This window comes from Bacillus sp. 1780r2a1 (genome assembly GCA_024134725.1).
Lineage (GTDB): Bacteria > Bacillota > Bacilli > Bacillales > Bacillaceae_H > Priestia > Priestia aryabhattai_A.
The window spans coordinates 3,427,966-3,449,527 of sequence record CP099863.1 but is presented as its reverse complement, the minus strand read 5'-3'; the positions used below and the strand labels follow the sequence as shown (position 1 = coordinate 3,449,527).

The following is a 21,562-nucleotide window of genomic DNA, read 5'->3' as shown; positions in this document are numbered from 1 at the left end:
CTTTATTTCAGAAAGTGAGGGATAGACATGGAGAATGAGCAGCATGAACGACGTAAGGATACAGATTACGACGCGTACGAAGCGGACTTTATGGAAGAAACAGCTGCTGAGATAGCAGTTCCAGCTTCAGGACGTGAAGAGCATATTCATCGTGAACATGAAGTAGTTGGTCAAGATGAAGGAAAAGGGTATGGGCGCTTTGCGCTGATCCTATCCATTCTTTCGTTATTTTTCTTGCCAATTATCCTTGGCGCAGCTGGGATTATTTTAGGGTTTATCGCACGAAGAAAAGGAGCAAACACGTTAGGAGCATGGGCAATAGGGATTGGGATTGTATCCATTATTGTGGGAACCTTTATCCTCCCGTTCTTTTAACAAAGAAAACAGGGTACCGTTTGGGTACCCTGTTTTTTAAGTGTTTTGTTCTGCTTTTTGCTTTTCATAATATTCTTCAGCAATCTTATCGACTTCTTTTTTCAACTCTTCAACCATTGTTTCTTCTGGAACCTTGCGAACGATTTCTCCTTTGCGGAAGAGCAATCCTTCACCTCTTGCACCAGCTATTCCGATATCTGCCTCGCGAGCTTCACCAGGTCCATTTACTGCACAACCTAATACAGCAACTTTAATCGGTGCTTTAATATGTGAAATATACTCTTCAACTTCGTTTGCGATGCTAATAAGGTCGATTTCAATGCGTCCACATGTAGGACAAGAAATTAAAGTCGCTGCGTTAGCTGCTAAGCCGAATGATTTTAATAATTCGCGAGCCACTTTTACCTCTTCAACAGGATCAGCACTCAAAGATACGCGAACGGTATTTCCAATACCTTTGGATAGGATAGCACCTAATCCAGCAGCACTTTTTACTGTTCCTGCAAATAACGTACCAGACTCTGTGATACCTAAGTGTAAAGGATAATCAAAAGCTTTTGCTGCTTTTTCATATGCTTCAATTGCCAGGTTTACATCAGAAGCCTTCATAGATACGATGATATCGTGGAAGTCTAGATCTTCTAGAATTTTAATGTGATGTAATGCACTTTCAACCATTCCATCAGCTGTTGGATATCCGTATTTATCTAGAATACGCTTTTCAAGTGAGCCTGCGTTAACTCCAATACGAATTGGAATGCCTTTAGCTTTTGCAGCGTTAACAACAGCTTCAACTTTTTCACGGCGTCCAATGTTTCCTGGATTAATTCGGATTTTATCAGCTCCGCCTTCAATTGCTTTTAAAGCAAGACGGTAATCGAAATGAATGTCAACAACTAAAGGGATGTTAATTTGTTTTTTAATATCTGCAATAGCATTTGCTGCGCGCTCATCTGGGCAAGCTACGCGAACAACTTGACAGCCTGCTTCTTCTAGGCGCTTAATCTCAGCGACCGTTGCTTCAACATCATGTGTCTTTGTTGTTGTCATACTTTGGATAACTACTTCATTATTGCCACCGATTGTTAAATTTCCAACTTTAACAGGGCGTGTTTTTGTACGATGTATAATTTCACTCACGTGATAATCTCTCCTTCAAAAAGAAATCAAGAATTTAGATTCATTAATAGAATAACTCTTTATAGATAAAATAACTAGTATAAAGTGTTGCCTGTTTATTTTAACAATGACAATCTTTGTTTGACAAGAAGTATGCTGTAATTACTTGTAAGTAGGGAATTTATATGTTTTTCCAACTTGGATTTCATGTGGAGAAAGCCCGTTATTTAAAGTGGTAAAGTCTTTTGACAGCTGATTGATTGAAACGGGAATAGAACCTTTTAATGACTTTTCCATAATAGACAATACCGTATCTCCAGCTTTTACTTTTACTTCTATAAAATGTGTTGTTGTTTGTGTTGGCTGTTCTTTCTCAACATTTGCCAGAACAGGAGCAGCTTCAGTTGAGGAAGGAATCGTACCATATTTAATATCATAATGACAAATATAACCAACAAATGCGAGAGCGGCAAGGGCAGATAGTCTTTTCATAAGCTCCTCCTGAAAGCAAATTTTAAATAAACAGGGTGTTATAGCTTATGCTTGTCCAACTTTAACTATGAATGGAGAATTTATTTTGAAAGAAAAATTAATGATGATTTCACTAGGACTATTACCGCTCATTATGGTTCTGGGGAATTCTACCTTGATTCCTCTGTTACCAAATATTCAGCAGTCGTTGGATTTAAATGAATTACAAACGGGCTTTATCTTAAGTGCTTTTACAATTCCAGCAGCCATCTTAATTCCAATTGCAGGTATCTTATCAGATCGTTATGGTAGAAAAAAACTTATCTTAATTTCGTTAACTTTTATTATGGTAGGAAGTATTGTATCTTTTTTTAGTATGGCAATACCAAGTCAGGCGTTTTCAATATTAATTGGAGGGCGAGTAATACAGGGAATAGGAGCAGCAGGTACGACAACTCTTGCAATGGCTTTAGTAGGTGATGTGTTTCATAATGACAAGCGGGCGACGGCATTAGGGTTGTTAGAAGTATATAACGGAGTTGGAAAAGTCATTGCTCCTATTATAGGTGCGACTGTTGCGCTCGTAACATGGTCTGCCGTTTTCATTGTCTATCCTTTGGTTGCATTAATGGCTTTTTTAGGTATTAATCGATACGTAGAAAATGTAAAGAACAGTGAAAATGCGTTAGGAATTCGAGCTTATTTTCAACAAGCTTTTCGGATTGTTTATCAACGGAAGAGAGAATTGTTTCCTCTTTTTTTTATAGGAGGGGTAGGGCTGTTTATTGTCTTTGGTGTTCTGTACTTTCTATCCTTTTTAATTCAAGAAACGTATCATATCGATGGCTTTTTTAAAGGGACAGCTTTTTTCTTCCCTCTCACTGCGATGACCCTTGCTTCTTATTGGAGTGGAAAACGAATTAAAAATGATGAGGTCTTAATGAAGAAATTAATGCTTCTAGGTACGAGTTTATTATTTATAACGTTTGGTTTGCTTATTTTTGTCCATTCTCTTTCTGTTCTAATGTTTAGTTTGACGCTTGCTTTTGGCGGGCTTGGCTTTGTGTTGCCGTGTGTGAACATGATGATTACGTCTACAACTTCAGATGCAGAAAGAGGGTTTGTTGTGTCGTTATACGGCACAACCCGGTTTCTAGGTGTTGCTTTAGGACCCATCGTATATGGAGTTTGGATGGTAAATGAAAAAAGCATGTACATGTATAGTTTCCTAACTTTGCTCATAGCGGGCGGATGGCTGATTTTACGAATCTTCAGCTCAGTTGATATCGGAAAGAGAAAAGTTGTAAAGGTGAAACTGAAGTAGTTTTTCATTTAAAAAGAACAATTTCTTTATATAGAGTTTACAACCTTCTCTCATACTTTGGACTACTAATTAAAAGAGGGAACAAAGTTGCATCTATGTGTGATAAATGAGATACATGATATCAGAAATCAATCCATTCGCTGAAAGCTTAATGGCAGTTTCCAAAGAAGTGGTTGCGAGTACCACGGAGCTTTGTACATACTTTTAATAGCTAAAGAAAGCATGTTGAAAACACTGAGTAAATAGCACAAGAGTTAACCATACTCTCCAAAAAGCTACAGCAAGTCGCTCAGTTTTTTTATTAATATAAAGGGTACCTCTTAAGCGTTTAAAGAGATACCCTTTTCCTTTTTAATTGGAAGCCTCGATAAAATAAATACATACGTAAATAGCACTCCAGCTAAATAAAGGCTTGTTGAGTAAGGGGCAGAATAAGAGAATAAATCAATAATCATAAATAGAACAGTCATGGGAGTAATGCTGTAAGCACTCAATACCCAAGCATGTTTGAACGTTACTGTTTTTTTGGTGAAGCGACTCGCGTACAGACCAATTACAGCGAAAAGTGTAATTTGAATAAACTTTAATCCTGCTGTTAAACAAAATAATAAAAAGACAGAGAGAGGAATAAAAACAAAAAGCGTATTTTTAATATCCTTTAAGTGATGTAAAAGATCCACTTTGCTTAAAGAGTCCCAACCTAAAAGTTCGTATGAATACACTTGTGCTTGTCCTTTAATGGCAAGAAAGACACCATCTTTCACCAATCCTATTCCGTATAAAGGCGGTGTAATTGAAACTTCCTCAGTTGTAGTCGTGGAATCTAGAGTAAATGAAGAACTAGAAATATTCCTTTTTCCTTCTTCGTAAAGTGTGTAATCTTCAAGGTAAACAGTTGTGGATGGTGTTGTAATATACTGAATGGCATTTTGATAACCGCTTACAATTGTGGGTATCATAAAAAGCAAAGCTGGTAGTAATGAGAAAGCAGTTAACAATAAAACATAACCGATGGTTTTATTTGGATGTTCAAATCTAAGCATCACTACTTTTTTTGGAAGGTATGTACTCATTAAAAAGCGGCGAAACATTTCCATGGACAAAGCTCCTTATTTTAGTAATATTTGCTTTTTATTTTACCATTATATTCATAATGAAAGTGCGAAAAGGTGATTTTTTTTATGTAGATGCTGTGTTATGTAAATGAAATGTTAAGATAATGTAAATTTTTCAGAATCAGCGTTTACACAACATTTATTTTACGTTAATAATTATGTGGGACTTGTAGATGTCTGTCGAAAAATGAAACTGTAGAGATAGGAGTGGAATTCTTTGGAACTAGATGTTCAGAAGATGATATTTGAATTTATCGGTGGCCTCGGGATTTTCCTGTTTGGGATTAAATTCATGGGTGATGGCTTACAAAAGTCAGCCGGAGATAAATTGCGCGATATACTAGATCGTTTTACAACAAATCCATTTATGGGTGTGCTTGCAGGGATTTTGGTTACCATACTCATTCAAAGTAGTTCTGGAACAACCGTTATTACAGTCGGGTTAGTAAGTGCTGGTTTTATGAACTTACGTCAAGCAATTGGAGTTATTATGGGAGCGAATATCGGAACAACCGTTACAGCTTTCATAATCGGTATTAAAATTTCAGATTATGCGTTACCTATTTTAGCTGTGGGTGCTCTCCTATTGTTCTTCTTCAAGAGCAAGCCAGTTCAAAACTTTGGACAAATTGTGTTTGGCTTTGGAATGTTATTCTTTGGACTAGAGCTAATGGGTGATGGCATGAAGCCACTCCGTTCACTTCAAGCGTTTCAAGATTTAACGGTAAGCATGAGTGATAATCCAATTTTAGGTGTTGTCATTGGTACGGTGTTTACAGTTATCGTTCAAAGTTCAAGTGCAACAATTGGTATCTTACAGGAGCTTTTTGGACAAGGAGCAATCGATATTTATGCAGCGTTACCGGTATTATTTGGTGACAATATTGGTACTACCATTACAGCAATTTTAGCATCTATTGGTGCAAGCGTTGCGGCAAGACGCGCAGCGTTAACCCATGTTGTATTTAATATTGTGGGTACAGTAATTTTCTTAATTATTTTACCTGTATTTACTAAATTCATCATCTATCTACAAGGGGTGCTAAGTTTAAACCCAGAAATGACGATTGCGTTTGCGCACGGTGCATTTAATATTTCTAACACGATTATCCAGTTCCCATTAATCGGTTTCTTGGCTTATATCGTAACAAAAGCAATCCCTGGAGACGATGCGCTAGTTGACTTTAAACCGAAACATCTAGATCCAGTTTTTATTGAGCAATCACCATCGATTGCGTTAGGACAAGCAAAAGAAGAGCTAGTTCGTATGGGACAGTTCTCAACAATTGGATTAGAAGAAGCAAACAATTATTTAAAAACGAAGCAACATAAGCATTCTGATATGGCTCTACAAATTGAAGATGCTATTAATAATTTGGATAAAAAAATTACCAACTATTTAATTTTACTTTCTTCTTCTTCTATGTCAGCGTCAGAAAGTGAAGAGCATTCAATGTTGTTAGACACAGCTCGTGATATTGAACGTATTGGAGATCATTTCGAAAATATCGTTGAGCTCGTTGACTATCAAATCACTAACAAAGTAAAAGTAACATCTGAAGCTAATAAAGATTTAGCAGAAATGTTCGAGCTAACAATTTCAACAGTTAAAGAAGCTGTTGCAGCACTAGAGCACAACGATCGTGAAAAGGCTGTTCACGTTATGCAGCAAGAAGATCAAATTGACAGCATGGAGCGTTCACTTCGTAAAAAGCATATTTTACGCTTGAATGAAGGAGCTTGCACAGGGTCAGCTGGAATTGTATTTGTTGACATTATCAGTAACTTAGAGCGTATTGGAGATCATGCTGTTAATATTGCAGAAGCGGTATTAGGCGAAAATAAAAAAAGCGTGGCTCAAAAATCTAAATAAAAATAAGCTAAAAAGAGCGACTTATTAAAAGGTCGCTCTTTTTTATGGAATATTATTATCAAAAAAGTTGTTAAGGTGTATACTGTTTGATAATGGCAAATAGAGATTGAGATGAAAGGGAACGTGTTAAGTTGGACTTTTTATATTGGACACTCATTGTAGTTTGTTTTGTAGTATCATTTATTGGATTAATCTATCCTATTATCCCAAGCGTACTGTTTGTAGCATTGGGGTTTTTATTGTACGGTTTCTTCTATAGTTTTGAGCCATATACCTTCTTGTTTGTACTTATTCAAGGTCTGCTTGTAGCAGCGCTTTTTGCAGCTGATTATTTGGCAAATCTAATTGGGGTTAAAAAGTTTGGTGGAACAAAAGCAGGAATTTGGGGAAGCACCATTGGGTTATTGGTTGGCCCGTTTTTAATTCCTGGAATTGGGATACTACTTGGTCCATTTTTAGGAGCGGTGATTGGAGAGCTAGTCGTACATCGTACTAGTGTTCAAAATGCTGTGAAAATTGGTTTTGGTTCGTTAGTTGGTTTTTTCAGCGGGGCCATTTCAAAAGGAATTATTCAAGCGGCAATGATTATATATTTCCTTATTGTTGTTTTATAATAATTTGTTGACTTTTATTTAAAATCATGTTAAATTTTTAATGTCGCTAATAAATGTTATATCGTTCCACAGTAGCTCAGTGGTAGAGCAATCGGCTGTTAACCGATCGGTCGTAGGTTCGAGTCCTACCTGTGGAGCCATGGCGGTGTAGCTCAGCTGGCTAGAGCGTACGGTTCATACCCGTGAGGTCGGGGGTTCGATCCCCTCCGCCGCTATACCTTTCAGTGACAAAGTTTACATATTATTATTCCACAGTAGCTCAGTGGTAGAGCAATCGGCTGTTAACCGATCGGTCGTAGGTTCGAGTCCTACCTGTGGAGCCATGGACCCTTAGCTCAGCTGGTTAGAGCAGACGGCTCATAACCGTCCGGTCGCAGGTTCGAGTCCTGCAGGGTCCACCATGAAAAGGTTGGAGGAATACCCAAGTCCGGCTGAAGGGATCGGTCTTGAAAACCGACAGGGGTGTTAAAGCCCGCGGGGGTTCGAATCCCTCTTCCTCCGCCATACATATTGCTGATAAATCTTTCTTTACAATTGTAAAGAAAGATTTTTTATTTTGTTTTTAGCTAAAATTTTATGTTTAAATAGGATAGACAATGGGAATCGGGTAAATATAAATGATGATTAGATGCTTTTTCATTGAAAGCGTAGGTTAAATTTGCTAATCTAAAAACATGAGGTGAATTTTCTTTCACCAAATTAGGTACATATTTTAAAGGAGGAATTACCCATGGCTTACGAATTACCACAATTACCTTATGCATACGATGCACTTGAACCACACATCGACAAAGAAACGATGAACATTCACCATACGAAACATCATAACACTTACGTTACAAACTTAAACGCAGCAGTAGAAGGAAAAGCTGATTTAGCTTCTAAAAGCGTTGAAGAGTTAATCTCAAACATGGACGCTGTACCAGAAGACATCCGTACAGCAGTACGTAACAACGGTGGTGGACATGCTAACCATTCACTATTTTGGACAATTCTTTGCCCTAACGGTGGCGGTGAGCCAACAGGTGAGTTAGCAGACGCAATCAGCAGCAAATTTGGAAGCTTTGATGCATTTAAAGATGCATTCGCTAAAGCCGCAACTACACGCTTCGGTTCTGGCTGGGCTTGGTTAGTTGTAAACAATGGAGAATTAGAAGTAACAAGCACACCAAACCAAGATAGCCCACTAATGGAAGGCAAAACGCCAATCCTAGGACTAGACGTTTGGGAGCATGCTTACTATCTAAACTACCAAAACCGTCGTCCAGATTACATTTCAGCATTCTTTAATGTAATTAAATGGGATGAAGTTGCAAAGCGTTACGCAGCAGCAAAATAATAAAAAAAAACCAGTAAAGCAATTATTGCCTTTACTGGTTTTTTTGTTTTCCAATTCTTTTACATATCTCTTTTTCTTTTTCACACACTAGGGGTAGAAGAGAAAAGGAGTTTTTTATATGCCTTTATTAAAGAAAGTTGTTGGAGATGTAGAAGTTAATAAAGATTTATTGTTATTACTTATTATTGGAGGGCTATATGCTTTAGCTATTTCAATTTCGAATTCGTTTGTAAATGTGTATTTATGGAAGCAAACAGGAGAATTTTCTGCTTTAGCGATCTATAACTTAGTCATTGTTATTTTTCAACCACTGACCTTTATTTTAGCTGGAAGGTGGGCTAAAAAAATCGATCGGGTGGTTGTGCTTCGATTAGGTGTGTCGTTTCTGTCTATTTTCTATATTGTTGTATTAATGGTAGGTGACCGAGCTGATGAGTTTTTAATTCTTCTCGGTGCGCTTTTAGGAATAGGATATGGATTCTATTGGTTAGCATTTAACGTATTAACATTTGAAATTACAGAACCTGATACACGGGATTTTTTTAACGGATTTCTCGGAGTATTGAATTCATTTGCCGGAATGATTGGCCCTCTAGGCGCAGGTTTTATTATCGCTAGCCTTTACGAATACATCGGTTATCGCGTAGTCTTTGGAGTGTCACTTTTAATGTTTGTTAGTGCGGTTGTCCTTAGCTTCTTTTTACAAAGGCGTCCAGCTGAGGGCGTATATAAATTTAGAGAAGTATTGAGGGAAAGAAAATATAATCGAGACTGGCGCAGAATTTTATATGCACACGTATTTCAAGGAATTAGAGAAGGTACGTTTATTTTTGTAGTGTCAGTATTGGTCTTTATTACAACTGATAGCGAACTTGCACTTGGTACGTTTGGTCTGGTTAACTCAGCTGTAGCCTTTGTTGCATATTATGTTGCCTCTAGGTTTATTAAACAAAAAGATCGCTTAAAGTTCATTTTAGCAGGTGGAATTCTTCTATACGGTTCAGTTTTTTTACTGCTATTCAATTTATCGTACACAAACCTTATTTTATATGCAATTTGTATTGCAATTGGCTACCCTATTTTGCTGGTACCGTATATGTCCTTAACATATGATGTTATTGGTCGAGCCAAAGATATTGTTTCTAAACGTATTGAATATATTGTGGTTCGAGATGTCTTTTTAAATATTGGACGCATCATTTCAATTGGCTCTTTTCTCATCGCTGTCGTTTTTTTTAATGAACAGCAAAGTTTACCCATACTATTAGCCATTATTGGCGCAGGACACTCTTGTATTTACTTCTGTGTTCGCAACATTTCTCAACCTACAAATAAGCATACACCTAAGCCGGTTACGCAGCCAGCTTTAAATGAAGGAGACGGTGAATCTCCAGCATAATGGGGATAGATAATTACTTTGTACTATAGAAATCAACACAAAATTCTTTTACAATAGACACAGCATAAATAGACACCTTTAGGGTGTCTATTTATTTGCCAAATTAAAAAAATTATGATGAGATTGTATATATGCTGATAAATTGTAGGTGAAGAAATGAAAAAGAAAAATAAACGTAAAAGTCATGTCTCGTTTCGAATGAACATTTTATTTCTAGGCATCTTTGCACTGTTTTCGGTACTGATATTACGTTTAGGTTTAGTACAAATTGTACATGGAGAAAGTTACCAACGTGAAGTTGAACGTACGGAGGACGTAACCGTTAACACTCCTGTTCCACGAGGTAGAATGTATGATCGTTATAATCGTGTAATCGTCGACAATACACCATTAAATGCGATTACATATACACGCTTCCAAGGAAATACTGCGGAGGAACGGTTAAAAATTGCTCGACAACTAGCAAAGCTAATCGATGTTCCGTACTCAACGAATGCAATTGATGTACCGGAAAAAAACGTAGATAAAGATTCCGAAGATGTTGTGAAAATCACAGAGCGTGATCTAAAAGACTATTGGATTATGCTTAATCCAAAAGAAGCTGAAAAGAAAATCAGTGATAGTGATCGAAGCAAAGTAGAAGCGGGAGAAATGACGGATGAAGAGCTTTATAACAGGCAGTTAAGTCGTATTACAGAGGGAGATTTACAAACATTAGCGGGCGACTTAGAAGTTTTGGCAATTAAAAGACAAATGGAAGCAGGTTATGCTCAAACTCCTCAAATTATTAAGAAAAATGTAACTCCTGCTGAATTTGCTATTGTTAGTGAAAATTTATCGCAACTTCCAGGTGTTGATACAACTACTTACTGGGAACGTTATTATCCACAAGGTGGTACGCTTCGTACACTGCTGGGGAATGTATCATCGGCCAATGAAGGTCTTCCAAGAGACAAAGTAGACTACTACTTGTCCAGAGGATACAGCCGTAATGATCAAGTTGGTACGAGCTATCTTGAAAAAGAATACGAATCACAGCTTAAAGGTCAAAAAGAGCAGGTTCAATACGTAACGGATCGAAGCGGAAATCTTGTCGATACCTTACAGTTAACTGAAGGGCAGCGCGGAAGTGATTTAGTATTAACTATTGATATGGAGCTTCAACAAGCAGTAGAAGAAGCAATTACAAAGCAACTAATTGAGAAGAAACAAATGTCTGGTACAAGGTTTTTAGACCGAGCATTTGTTATTATGATGGATCCAAATACAGGTGAGATTTTGACAATGGCAGGGAAAAGATATACAACTGATTCTAAAACAGGTGCTGCTAAAATTGAAGATTTTGCCTTGGGGAATTTATCGACTTCATATACAATGGGTTCAGTAGTAAAGGGTGCTACCGTACTAGCAGGGTTTGATTCTGGTGCCATCACAACAGACACGGTTTTTGTCGATGAGCCAATTAAGTTTGCAGGAACAAAAGAAAAGAAGTCCTTTAAAAATATGGGACCTATTAATTACTCTACCGCGTTAAAGCAATCGTCAAACGTATTTATGTTTAAAACGGTTATGGCAATGGCTGATGTTCAGTATAAGTATAATGGTTCTTTACCTATTAAAGCGGATACCTTTGCGCAGCTTCGCTCGTACTATAGTCAATTCGGTCTTGGCGTGTCTACTGGGATTGAGCTTGACAATGAAGCAACAGGTTTCCAAGGCGGAAGCAGCATCCCAGGTACAGCTCTTGACTTAGCTATTGGTCAATATGATACGTATACGCCTCTTCAAGTTGTACAGTATGCCTCTACAATTGCGAACGGTGGCTATCGTATTAAGCCCCAGATTGTAAAAGAGATTCGAAAGCCAACAATTAAAGAAGAAGAAATTGGTGGTGTTGAATACTCGTTTGAAACACAAGTATTAAACCGAATTACTATGAAGCAGGAATATATTGAAGCTGTACAAAGCGGAATGAAACGTGTTACGCAAGAGCAAGGTGGAAGTGGATATGCAGCATTTGCAAGTGCTTCTTATAATCCAGCAGGTAAATCTGGTACGGCGCAGGCTTATGAGAAAAACCCAAATGGTGGCGACCCAATTGCAATTAATAATTCAACATTTATCGCTTACGCTCCGGCTGACAATCCAGAAGTAGCAATGGCGGTTGTTGTTCCGTCTGCGTTCACACCAAGTAGCCCGAACAATATTACAAAAGAACTAGCTCGAGAATCAATGGATTTATATTTTGATTTAAAGCAAAAAGGTGAAAAAGAAGTAGATGAACAAGAACAACAGCAACAAGTAATTGATGCAGAAGCTACAAATACAGAAGAATAGAAAAGGAAAAGGCGCTGAGGAACTCAGCGTCTTTTTTGCATGCTCTTGTTTTCTTAAGGAAATAATATCTCTAAATTAAGGAGTAAAGATCAGTTAAATAGTAATATGAAATCCAAAAATAAGAAAAAGGACTGTTGTTTTTCCAATAGTTTAAGTAAAAGGACCTTGATTTACAAAAGCTTTACATTTGCTTAAAACGGAATTAATAGTTGGGCTTTAATGTATAGCTTGTAGGACAAAACAACGAAATGTCGTAGGAGGAATTTGAGAATGAAAAGCTTTAAATTTCTAGCAATGTCAGCAGTAATTGGATCAACAGTTGCACTAGCAGCATGTGGCGGTGGCCAAGGAAGTGGCGCTGGTGGGTCAGGTGAACAGTTAAAAGGAAACGTGGCAATTGATGGTTCATCTACTGTGTATCCAATTATGGAGGCAGTTGGCGAAGAATATATGGCAACTCAACCTGGAGTTCAAGTATCCGTTGGTTTGTCTGGTACGGGCGGTGGATTTGAAAAATTCACAAAAGGTGAAACGGATTTAAGTAATGCATCTCGTCCAATTAAAGATGAAGAAAAGAAAGCAGCTGAAGAGGGCGGAGTAGACTTTCAAGAGTTTGAACTAGCTTACGACGGACTATCAGTTGTTGTTAATAAAGAAAATGATTGGGTTGATCATTTAACAGTTGAAGAACTAGAAAAAATGTGGGTTAACGATGGAAAAGCAAAAAAATGGTCTGATATTCGTGAAGGTTGGCCAGATGAAGAAATTAAATTCTATTCTCCAGGACATGACTCTGGGACATTTGATTACTTTGATGAAGTAATTTTAGATGGAAAAGAGATTACAGAGTCTGCAACATTATCAGAGGATGACAACGTATTAGTAAACGGTGTAACGGGTGATAAAAACGCAATTGGTTACTTTGGTTATGCGTATTACTCAGAGAACAAAGATAAGTTAAAAGTTGTACCAATTGATGGTGGAAACGGCCCAGTAGAACCAACAAAAGAAACGGTAATGAGCGGTGAATATGCACCATTATCTCGTCCACTATATACGTATGCAAGTGTTGGAGCATTAAAAGATAAAGAGCAAGTATATGACTACGTTAAGTTTACGCTTGAAAATGCAGGAGAGCTTGCTGAAGAAGTAGGTTATGTGAGCTTAAAAGATGAGGAATACGACGAGCAGTTAAAAACGCTTGAAGGTTTAAAGAAATAGACAAATGAAGATGAGGAGCAGAGCAACGCTTGCTTCTCATCTTTCCATGCGATGGAAGGGAGTTTACTACATTGGCTTTAGCGAATAATAGCAATACTAAGAAGGGTTCCGTTAGAGAATTAATCAAGCAAAATAAATCAAAAAAAGGCGCATCAATGATTATAGAGAAAGTGATGCCCATTTTGCTTTTCTGTACGGCTGCTGTATCAGCATTAACAACCGTGGGGATTTTGTTTACATTAATTTTTGAAACAATTATGTTCTTTGAAAGAGTATCTTTTGTTGAGTTTGTTACGGGGCAAAAATGGCTTCCGTTTATTGAAAAAGCAGGTAACTTTGGGATTTTACCACTTGTTACGGGAACGCTACTGATTACGGTAATTGCAATGATTGTTGCGATTCCAATCGGGTTAGCAGCAGCTATTTTTTTGAGTGAGTACGCGTCGGATCGAACAAGACGTATTATTAAGCCGATTTTAGAAGTATTAGCGGGTATCCCAACAATTGTATATGGCTTCTTCGCATTAACATTTGTTACGCCGCTTTTAAGAGGTGTTATTCCAGATTTAGGATTATTTAATGCTTTAAGTCCAGGTATTGTAGTTGGTGTCATGATTATTCCTATGATTGCTTCTTTATCAGAAGATGCAATGAGTTCTGTACCTCAATCAATGAGAGAAGGAGCTTTAGCTTTAGGGGCGACACGTTTAGAGGTGGCATTAAAAGTAGTGCTGCCAGCAGCTTTGTCAGGAATTATCGCATCGTTTGTACTCGGCATCTCGCGTGCGATCGGTGAAACGATGATTGTTACAGTAGCTGGTGGAGCTACACCGACAATGGCACTAGACGTAACGGGTTCAATTCAAACGATGACTGCATATATCGTGCAAGTAGCAACGGGAGATGCAGGATACGGGACGACTGTTTATTACAGTATCTATGCTGTGGGAATGACGTTATTCGTCTTTACACTCATTATGAACCTACTAGCTCAGTTTATTACAAAGCGCTTTAGAGAGGAGTACTAATTATGTACGTGGATCGCGAGCAAGTACAACAACGTATGCATGGGCGGTTATTAAAAAATAGTATTTTAAGATTCATCTTTTTCTGTGCAACGATTTTTGGATTAGCAGTTCTAGGTATACTTTTATATCGGGTATTGACTCAAGGATTAGGCTGGCTCGATGCGGGGTTTCTACAAAACTTTGCATCAAGAAGACCAGAAGATGCTGGAATTAAGGCAGCACTAGTTGGCTCCTTATGGCTGATGGCTGTCATTGCACCAGTATCATTAATTTTAGGAGTAGGAACAGCTCTTTATTTGGAAGAATACGCAAAGAAAAATAAATTTAACGATTTTATTAAATTAAATATTTCTAACTTAGCCGGTGTACCTTCAATTGTCTTTGGATTGTTAGGATTAACGATTTTTGTTCGTGAGTTATCCTTAGGGAGAAGTATTCTAGCAGCTGGATTAACAATGAGTTTGTTAATTTTACCGGTTATTGTAGTAGCGGCACAAGAAGCCATAAGGTCAGTACCAACCCATCTACGTGAAGCTTCATTTGGAATGGGAGCAACTAAGTGGCAAACGATTTACCGTGTGGTACTCCCAGCAGCAGTCCCTGGTATTTTAACGGGAAGCATCCTAGCTCTATCAAGAGCCGTAGGTGAAACAGCGCCGCTTGTAGTAGTTGGCTTACCTACATTCATTGCCTTCTTACCAGCGGGTGTATTAGATACAGCAACTGCTTTACCAATGCAAATTTATAACTGGACGAGTCGACCACAAGCAGACTTCCAAAGTGTAGCAGCAGCAGGAATTATCGTGCTATTAGTGTTCTTAATTGTAATGAACTCTATTGCTGTATTTATTCGTAACAAATTTCAAAAGCGTTATTGAGCTTAATTGAATGATGATAGTAGGATGAAGGAGGAGCTTTCCATGACAATCACAATTGATCAAAAAATGACAGAGAAAGATATAAATCCCATTAAAAAACAAAAAGAAGTTGTTTACAAAACAAAAGGTTTAAATTTATGGTACGGAGAAAATCAAGCATTAAAAAATATTGATTTAGATATTTATGAAAACGAAGTAACAGCCATTATTGGTCCATCAGGGTGTGGAAAGTCTACGTATATTAAAACGTTAAACCGAATGGTTGAAATGAGTCCAATTGTGAAAACATCCGGTGAAATTGAATACCGCGGACAAAACATTTTTAATAAGTCGTATCGAGTAGAAGAGCTGCGTACCCAAGTAGGAATGGTTTTTCAAAAGCCCAACCCATTCCCGAAATCAATTTACGATAATATAGCTTATGGACCTCGTATTCACGGTATTCGAAATAAAAAAATCTTAGATGAGATCGTGGAAAAAAGTTTACGTGGTGCAGCAATCTGGGACGAAGTAAAGGACCGTTTAAATCAAAATGCTTATGGTTTATCAGGTGGTCAACAGCAACGTTTATGTATTGCGAGATGTTTAGCAATTGAACCAGATGTAATTTTAATGGATGAGCCAACGTCTGCTCTGGATCCAATTTCAACATTAAAAGTCGAAGAGCTTGTTCAAGAATTGAAGAAAGAGTTCAGTATCATTATCGTAACGCACAATATGCAGCAGGCTGCACGTATTTCAGATAAAACGGCGTTTTTCTTAAATGGAGAAGTTGTTGAGTTTGCAGAGACAGATCGAATTTTCTCAAACCCATCTGATAAACGAACAGAAGACTATATTACAGGACGTTTTGGCTAATAATTGATTAATTAAGGGGAGAGGGACTACATGGTTGTACGCGAAAAGTTTCATGCTGATTTAAAAATTTTACGTGAAAAACTTTTAGAGATTGGTCGATTGACAGAAGAGGCATTAATAAAGGCTATTGAAGCTTTACAAACGCAAAATGTCGATTTAGCGCTTGAAATTATTGATGGGGATACGGAGATTGATCAACTTGAAGAAGAAATTAATGACTTAGCTATTCTGCTGCTTGCAAAACAGCAGCCAGTTGCTACGGATTTAAGAAGAGTTATTGTAGCTATTAAGATTGCATCTGACGTTGAGCGAATGGCAGACTTTGCAGTGAATATCGCTAAATCAGCAATTCGGATTGGCAAAGAAGACTTAATTAAGCCTCTAGAGCATGTGAAAAAGATGCATTCTATTTCAATTGAAATGCTTAGCTTGTCCTTGAAGGCATATCATGAAGAGAACCTAACTCTTGCTAAAAAAGTTGCTGAAATGGATGATGAAGTAGATGAGCTTTATGGCATTACTATTAAAGAGCTGCTTAGCCTTGCTAAAGAAAAGCAGGAAGCTATGAATCAAATTACGCAGCTGTTATTTATTGCTCGCTACTTAGAAAGAATGGCAGACCATACCACAAACGTAGCAGAAAGCGTATTTTACCTAGTGAAAGGAAAACGATACGACTTAAATGAATAATAAAAATAAAAAGCACACAGCATTTGCTGTGTGCTTTTTATTTTGTTAAAGTGTTAACAATTTGCTCTAAGCTCATATTCGATGTAAGCGTATATGTACCAACTTGAAATTTTGTGCTTGCGTTCTTTTGAGCAACGAGGTCTTCAAATTCATCTGTCGAATTAATAACATGATTGTTTACTAATGTATTTGCAATATCTAAACTAGACATCCCTGCTGTTATAGAGATTGAGACTTCGTTTGTTTTAGGTATATTCTCTTGCTTCTCAAAGCCAGGCTTCAATGAATCCTTGTATTCTTTTTCCTTAATTAATATATACTCATGGTCTTTTGCGTAAGCACGTAGGTCAGCAACGCTAATTTTTAAAGAAGCAGCATTGTTCTCTTGAATCACATAAACGACAGCTAGAATTGAAGTGGCTGTTAATATCCCGATAGCAAATCCTCGTATTGTTAAACTATTCATAGTGATGTGTCCCTTGCATGCTAAGCAGTCGTTTTATATCTTCTTTATGAAGTGGTTGCTGATTTGGAGATAAAAGCTTAGCGTTGGCCGAGCGAATCGCGTTATCATCATCTTCGTCAGAGAATAAGGCTTCTTCTAATGAATCTAAACGCTTAGTGGTTTGATATTGGTCTTGTAGCACAGTTAATGAAAGGTGCTCTAGCTGTTTTTCTAGCGAATGTACCTTTGTTTCCTTTAAAAAAGAAAATAAAAGTAAAAATAAGGAAATTATAGTTAGTGTAATAAAAGCATATAACATGTGGTTCACCTCTTATAAAAGATAAAATCAATCCATGATACCATAAATCGACAAATTGTGTTTATTGTTACAGTTTTTTCTTAGTGGTAATATGACAATAAGTATATCTTAAGTAAAGTGGTGAGGCTTTGAAGACAGAAGTAAATGAATTGGATGTATGCGTTATAAATCGAGTAAACGCTTCGGCCTTATATGTACACTGGTCTTTTTCTGACGCTGTTCAGGAAATGGTAGAAAAGATGTATCAAAAGAAATGGAATGATCTGTCATTTGCTTTATGTATTTATGACGTAACCGGTCTTAGCGTTGCATTTGATGGACATCAATCGAAGCGGCATACGCTTTTAGAGATTTGTAGTCATCAGACAGAAGCATTCTTGAGAGATATGGATACTAACTGTACATATGTTGTAGATGTGGGTGTATACGAACATCACTTCTTTGCGCTGATACGTTCGAGCCGAGTTCAGCTGAGGTCAGATATAGAAACCGAACAGTTGGAACAAATAACGTGGTCCTGGAGTGAAAAGGCACCACAAACCGATTATTTTCATGATGACTGCTTTAGTACGTATTCTTATTATACAAATGAGTGGGACAAGGTGAATAAAAGTGATGAATGACTGTACGTGCTTAATTATTAATATGGAAGACCCTGTATACGACATGATTTGTTGGGATAAAGCGAATGAAAACGTACTATTTGAGCATTTGTTTAAAAATTATCTCCCGCTTGTACATGACATTCAAAATAATAGGTTAAAAGGTGCTTCAATTATTGTTTCTTCTTTTATTTTAGGAATTTTAGATCATAGTGACTTTAATCAACGATTCAATGATTTTATACAACGTCAAGGGCAATTTATTAATACCCTGAAACAATGGGACGGAAGGCTGCTTGACGCGTTAAACTATTATCAGCGCGAACAAATTATAGAGTGTATAGCAACACCTATGACCACGCGGCATCCATCTTTATTAAAAACACCTAACGGCTACCATTTACAGATTAGCCTTGCGATTGAGCTATTTAGTAAATACCTTGGGGAGAGCCCTAAGGGGTTTTACTTGCCAAGTGGAGATTATACGTATGAAATTGATAAGTTATTGAAAGCGCATAACATTGAATATAGTTTTATTGATGTACAGTACGATTACGGAGACGGAGTCAATCTATATAGTACACCAAGCGGTATATGCCTTCTTAAGCATGCTGAGTTAACACCGATCATTTCAACAAGTGCAAAAGCCATGAAATTTTTAAAAGATGGAAAGCTACTATATCAATGTGTGAAAGATATAAAAAATCAACAGAAACCAGTGAAGATTTCGCCTAAGTATGAGTCATCTAAATATAATTATCCCATCACAGAGGAAAACAGCTGGTTTTATAAGACAATGCAACAGACGGAAGCAAAGTTAAGTAAAGTCTATCCTAAGCTGCATACATTTGAGAGAAAAAAAGAATTAGAGCGTACCTGGATTATCTTGGCGTGCAGTGATTGGTTAATTCATGCCAAATATGACTATAGCAAGCAGTTAAACTTATTCAACCAGCTATGCCAGGCTGAAGAACAAAAAGTAATGAAGAATGACTACTTACAATGGCTTCCTTCTGTTTTAAAAGAATGCGGGATTGTTTATCAAGAAACGGATAAAGAGATTTCTTTATATTTACCGGGAAATATGTCGATTTTAATGCTGGCATGGGAATATCCCCCGCTTGTTATTGGCGGATTGGCTCGACACGTATTTGATTTATCCCGTGCTTTAGCGAAATCTGGCCATTATGTGGTTGTTATTACAACATTTGTAGAAGGGTTACCCTTGTATGAATGTATGTATGGTGTTCATGTTTACCGGGTGAAAAGTTTACAACCTCATCATGCTGATTTTCTTACATGGGTAAATAGTTTAAATGTAGCAATGGCACTAGAAGGTATTCGTTTAGCAACTGCTAGGCCATTCCAAGTAATTCATGCTCATGATTGGCTGGTTGGAACAGCAGCACAAAGTATTGCTACCCACGTGAAAAAACCGCTTATTACAACTATACATGCAACAGAGCATGGACGAAATAATGGCATTCATAATGACATGCAGCAAAAGATTCATCAGCGTGAAGAAGAACTTGTGCATGAATCCACAGCTATTATCGTATGCAGTAGCTATATGAAAAAAGAAATAATGGAATTGTTTAATATAGAAGAAGAGCGCATTTCAATTTTTCCAAACGGCATTGATCAGCATATGGTTGCTAGTGTTGTTAATCGTTCAAAAGAAGTAGCGGTCAAAGGAAAGTTTAAGCTGCAAAATACACCCATCTTTTTTTCAATTGGTCGTATTGTTTATGAAAAAGGCTTTCAGCTTTTAATTCAAGCTGCAGAATATTTTAAGAAGGTAAATATTGATATTCAATTCATCATTGCTGGTAAGGGTCCACTTTTACATGAGTTTCAACAGCAAATTAAAGATCGAAAGCTAAATCAGTATATTAAATTTATTGGGTATATTACGGATGAAGAACGAAACTGTCTGCTACACTTAAGCACCGGAGTAATATTCCCAAGTCTGTATGAACCATTTGGGATTGTGGCATTAGAAGGAATGGTAGCGAAAAAACCTACAATTGTCTCTGAAACAGGCGGTTTAAAAGATATCGTTAATCATAGGATAACCGGACTTACGTTTAAGCCTGGAGTTGTCGAAGAGTTAATCCACTGCATTTTTACTGTGATAACAGACTCACAGCTGGTTCAAGAAATTAGCGAAAAAGGATATATTGAAGCAACTACAATGTTTAGTTGGGAACAAATTGCACGGGATACAAGCGTGTTATTTCAAAATCAAATCAAACAGAGTAAAAGGAGGAAGGAAAAGCGTTGAAAGCCATTATACTTGCCGGTGGTAGAGGGACGCGTTTACAGCCACTAACAAACGACGTTCCAAAACCAATGCTTCCACTCTATGAATATCCTGTTATTGAATATATAGTTGAACTCTTAAAAAAGTATGGAATTAATGAAATTGGCATTACGCTGCAATATTTACCTGAGCAAATTATGAATTACTTTGGGGACGGAAAGAAGTGGGATGTCTCAATTACCTATTTTATTGAAGATATGCCTCTTGGAACAGCTGGAGGGGTCAAAAAAGCAGACTGGTTTATTGAAGAAGAATGTATCATCATTAGTGGAGATGCTGTAACGGATTTAAATCTAGCTAACGTTATTGCGTTTCATCGACAGCATCAAAGTGAAATGACAATTGTAACAAAGCTTGTACCAGACGTTACACATTACGGACTGGTATCTGCAAATGACAAAAATGAGGTCACGCGTTTTATTGAAAAGCCAAAACAGTACGAAGCAACTGGCAACTTAATCAATACTGGTATTTATGTAATTCATAAGTCAGTTTTAAACAGTATTAGATGTGAAGGAGCAGTTGACTTTAGCTTTGATGTTATTCCTGCACTGCTAAAGGAAAAGCGTAAAGTCTATCATTATACAACGGCAAGCTATTGGATTGATATCGGACAGCTACATCATTATCGGCAAGCACATTATGATTTATATGAAAAGCTATTCGGTTCTAACAGCTTGAACCATATTTCAGAAACCGCTGTTATTGCAGAAGATGTGAAGGTAATTCCTCCAGTTTATATTGGAGAAAAGGTACAAATTAGATCAGGATGCACAATCGGTCCATGGACCGTTATTGGGAAGAATAGTCATATTAATAGTAACGCAACAATTCGAAAAAGTGTGTTGATGAATGATGTTATTGTAAAAAAGAACTGCTTTTTATACGATGTTGCATTGGAACATGGGATGATTCTTGAAAGAGAGAGTGTTCTTTTAAATGATAAAGCCGAAAGCGGAGCTGTAGCGCGTGTGTTTGATGTAAAAGCTAAGCCTCTTTTTAGTATCGCAAAGTTTATGAATCAATTTTCACTTAGAGCGCAAAAACAAAAAAAAGAATTTTAGAAAAATCATCATCAGAAGGAATTTATTAGTTAGCGAATGTACGTGCTAATCTGTGCTAAAGGTGAAAAGAAACAATATAATCAAAAATTAACTATGTTAGTTAAAAAAACAGACTGGCATTCCGAAGTGAAAAATGATATTATAGTAAAGTCTGATTTATGTTTATAA

General features: G+C 37.1%; 20 protein-coding genes and 5 tRNA genes. 20 read left to right on the top strand and 5 right to left on the bottom strand.

Going from position 1 to position 21,562, the window contains the following annotated elements:
• Positions 1-27 precede the first annotated feature (27 nt).
• Complete coding sequence (locus NIZ91_17390; protein ID USY54495.1) at positions 28-375, top strand: DUF4190 domain-containing protein; 348 nt, start codon at positions 28-30, stop codon at positions 373-375.
• Between the two features lie 36 nt (positions 376-411).
• On the opposite strand, the gene ispG is transcribed toward NIZ91_17390, so the two are convergent.
• Both ispG and NIZ91_17380 read right to left on the bottom strand, forming a co-directional pair.
• Entirely contained in the window at positions 412-1,515 is a 1,104-nt protein-coding gene (gene ispG, locus NIZ91_17385; protein ID USY54494.1) for a flavodoxin-dependent (E)-4-hydroxy-3-methylbut-2-enyl-diphosphate synthase, read from the bottom strand.
• Between the two features lie 141 nt (positions 1,516-1,656).
• Positions 1,657-1,986, bottom strand: a complete 330-nt coding sequence (locus NIZ91_17380) for a LysM domain-containing protein (protein USY54493.1) — start codon at positions 1,984-1,986, stop codon at positions 1,657-1,659.
• Positions 1,987-2,071: 85 nt separating this feature from the next.
• Between NIZ91_17380 and NIZ91_17375 the strand changes: the two genes are divergently transcribed.
• Positions 2,072-3,289, top strand: coding sequence for an MFS transporter (locus tag NIZ91_17375; GenBank protein USY54492.1), 1,218 nt, complete (start codon positions 2,072-2,074; stop codon positions 3,287-3,289).
• Between the two features lie 320 nt (positions 3,290-3,609).
• Here the strand turns inward: NIZ91_17375 and NIZ91_17370 are convergent, their stop codons facing one another.
• A complete protein-coding gene (locus NIZ91_17370) occupies positions 3,610-4,386 on the bottom strand; it encodes a DUF1189 domain-containing protein (protein ID USY54491.1) in 777 nt (258 codons plus the stop codon).
• Between the two features lie 235 nt (positions 4,387-4,621).
• On the opposite strand from NIZ91_17370, the gene NIZ91_17365 reads away from it, so the two are divergent.
• The 15 genes from NIZ91_17365 (at position 4,622) to phoU (ending at position 16,641) form a co-directional block, all read left to right on the top strand.
• Positions 4,622-6,277: a Na/Pi cotransporter family protein gene (locus NIZ91_17365; protein ID USY54490.1), complete on the top strand. Its 1,656-nt coding sequence runs from the start codon at positions 4,622-4,624 to the stop codon at positions 6,275-6,277.
• A gap of 131 nt (positions 6,278-6,408) precedes the next feature.
• Positions 6,409-6,891 carry a DUF456 domain-containing protein gene (locus NIZ91_17360; protein USY54489.1) on the top strand — a complete coding sequence of 161 codons (483 nt, stop codon included), beginning with the start codon at positions 6,409-6,411 and terminating at the stop codon, positions 6,889-6,891.
• Between the two features lie 65 nt (positions 6,892-6,956).
• A tRNA-Asn gene (locus NIZ91_17355) sits at positions 6,957-7,031 on the top strand.
• Position 7,032: 1 nt separating this feature from the next.
• A tRNA-Met gene (locus NIZ91_17350) sits at positions 7,033-7,106 on the top strand.
• A gap of 33 nt (positions 7,107-7,139) precedes the next feature.
• Positions 7,140-7,214 (top strand) — tRNA-Asn (locus NIZ91_17345).
• Position 7,215: 1 nt separating this feature from the next.
• Positions 7,216-7,292 (top strand) — tRNA-Ile (locus NIZ91_17340).
• A 10-nt stretch (positions 7,293-7,302) separates the two neighbouring features.
• Positions 7,303-7,395 (top strand) — tRNA-Ser (locus NIZ91_17335).
• 226 nt (positions 7,396-7,621) lie between these two features.
• A complete protein-coding gene (gene sodA, locus NIZ91_17330; GenBank protein USY54488.1) occupies positions 7,622-8,230 on the top strand; it encodes a superoxide dismutase SodA in 609 nt (202 codons plus the stop codon).
• A 118-nt stretch (positions 8,231-8,348) separates the two neighbouring features.
• A complete protein-coding gene (locus NIZ91_17325) occupies positions 8,349-9,629 on the top strand; it encodes an MFS transporter (protein ID USY54487.1) in 1,281 nt (426 codons plus the stop codon).
• Between the two features lie 156 nt (positions 9,630-9,785).
• Positions 9,786-11,966, top strand: coding sequence for a penicillin-binding protein 2 (locus tag NIZ91_17320; protein ID USY54486.1), 2,181 nt, complete (start codon positions 9,786-9,788; stop codon positions 11,964-11,966).
• A 270-nt stretch (positions 11,967-12,236) separates the two neighbouring features.
• The gene (locus NIZ91_17315) at positions 12,237-13,187 is read left to right on the top strand and encodes a PstS family phosphate ABC transporter substrate-binding protein (protein USY54485.1); all 951 of its coding nucleotides are present in this window, start codon (positions 12,237-12,239) and stop codon (positions 13,185-13,187) included.
• Between the two features lie 71 nt (positions 13,188-13,258).
• Positions 13,259-14,215 (top strand): phosphate ABC transporter permease subunit PstC, encoded by a 957-nt coding sequence (pstC, locus tag NIZ91_17310; protein USY54484.1) that lies wholly within the window; start codon positions 13,259-13,261, stop codon positions 14,213-14,215.
• 2 nt (positions 14,216-14,217) lie between these two features.
• Positions 14,218-15,093, top strand: a complete 876-nt coding sequence (gene pstA / locus NIZ91_17305) for a phosphate ABC transporter permease PstA (GenBank protein ID USY54483.1) — start codon at positions 14,218-14,220, stop codon at positions 15,091-15,093.
• A gap of 42 nt (positions 15,094-15,135) precedes the next feature.
• Positions 15,136-15,951: a phosphate ABC transporter ATP-binding protein PstB gene (gene pstB, locus NIZ91_17300; protein USY54482.1), complete on the top strand. Its 816-nt coding sequence runs from the start codon at positions 15,136-15,138 to the stop codon at positions 15,949-15,951.
• Positions 15,952-15,981: 30 nt separating this feature from the next.
• Positions 15,982-16,641 (top strand): phosphate signaling complex protein PhoU, encoded by a 660-nt coding sequence (gene phoU, locus NIZ91_17295; GenBank protein USY54481.1) that lies wholly within the window; start codon positions 15,982-15,984, stop codon positions 16,639-16,641.
• Between the two features lie 37 nt (positions 16,642-16,678).
• On the opposite strand, the gene NIZ91_17290 is transcribed toward phoU, so the two are convergent.
• Both NIZ91_17290 and NIZ91_17285 read right to left on the bottom strand, forming a co-directional pair.
• Complete coding sequence (locus NIZ91_17290) at positions 16,679-17,107, bottom strand: endolytic transglycosylase MltG (protein ID USY54480.1); 429 nt, start codon at positions 17,105-17,107, stop codon at positions 16,679-16,681.
• Positions 17,100-17,405, bottom strand: a complete 306-nt coding sequence (locus NIZ91_17285; protein ID USY54479.1) for a hypothetical protein — start codon at positions 17,403-17,405, stop codon at positions 17,100-17,102. The genes NIZ91_17290 and NIZ91_17285 overlap by 8 nt, the downstream gene beginning before the upstream one ends.
• A 128-nt stretch (positions 17,406-17,533) precedes the next feature.
• On the opposite strand from NIZ91_17285, the gene NIZ91_17280 reads away from it, so the two are divergent.
• Genes NIZ91_17280 through NIZ91_17270 form a run of 3 tightly spaced genes read left to right on the top strand, consistent with a single transcriptional unit; the run spans position 17,534 to position 21,394 of the window.
• Positions 17,534-18,028 carry a DUF4912 domain-containing protein gene (locus NIZ91_17280; protein USY54478.1) on the top strand — a complete coding sequence of 165 codons (495 nt, stop codon included), beginning with the start codon at positions 17,534-17,536 and terminating at the stop codon, positions 18,026-18,028.
• Positions 18,021-20,291: a glycosyltransferase gene (locus tag NIZ91_17275; GenBank protein ID USY54477.1), complete on the top strand. Its 2,271-nt coding sequence runs from the start codon at positions 18,021-18,023 to the stop codon at positions 20,289-20,291. Before NIZ91_17280 ends, NIZ91_17275 begins: the two co-directional genes overlap by 8 nt.
• Positions 20,288-21,394: an NDP-sugar synthase gene (locus NIZ91_17270; GenBank protein USY54476.1), complete on the top strand. Its 1,107-nt coding sequence runs from the start codon at positions 20,288-20,290 to the stop codon at positions 21,392-21,394. The genes NIZ91_17275 and NIZ91_17270 overlap by 4 nt, the downstream gene beginning before the upstream one ends.
• The last annotated feature ends 168 nt before the right edge of the window (positions 21,395-21,562 follow it).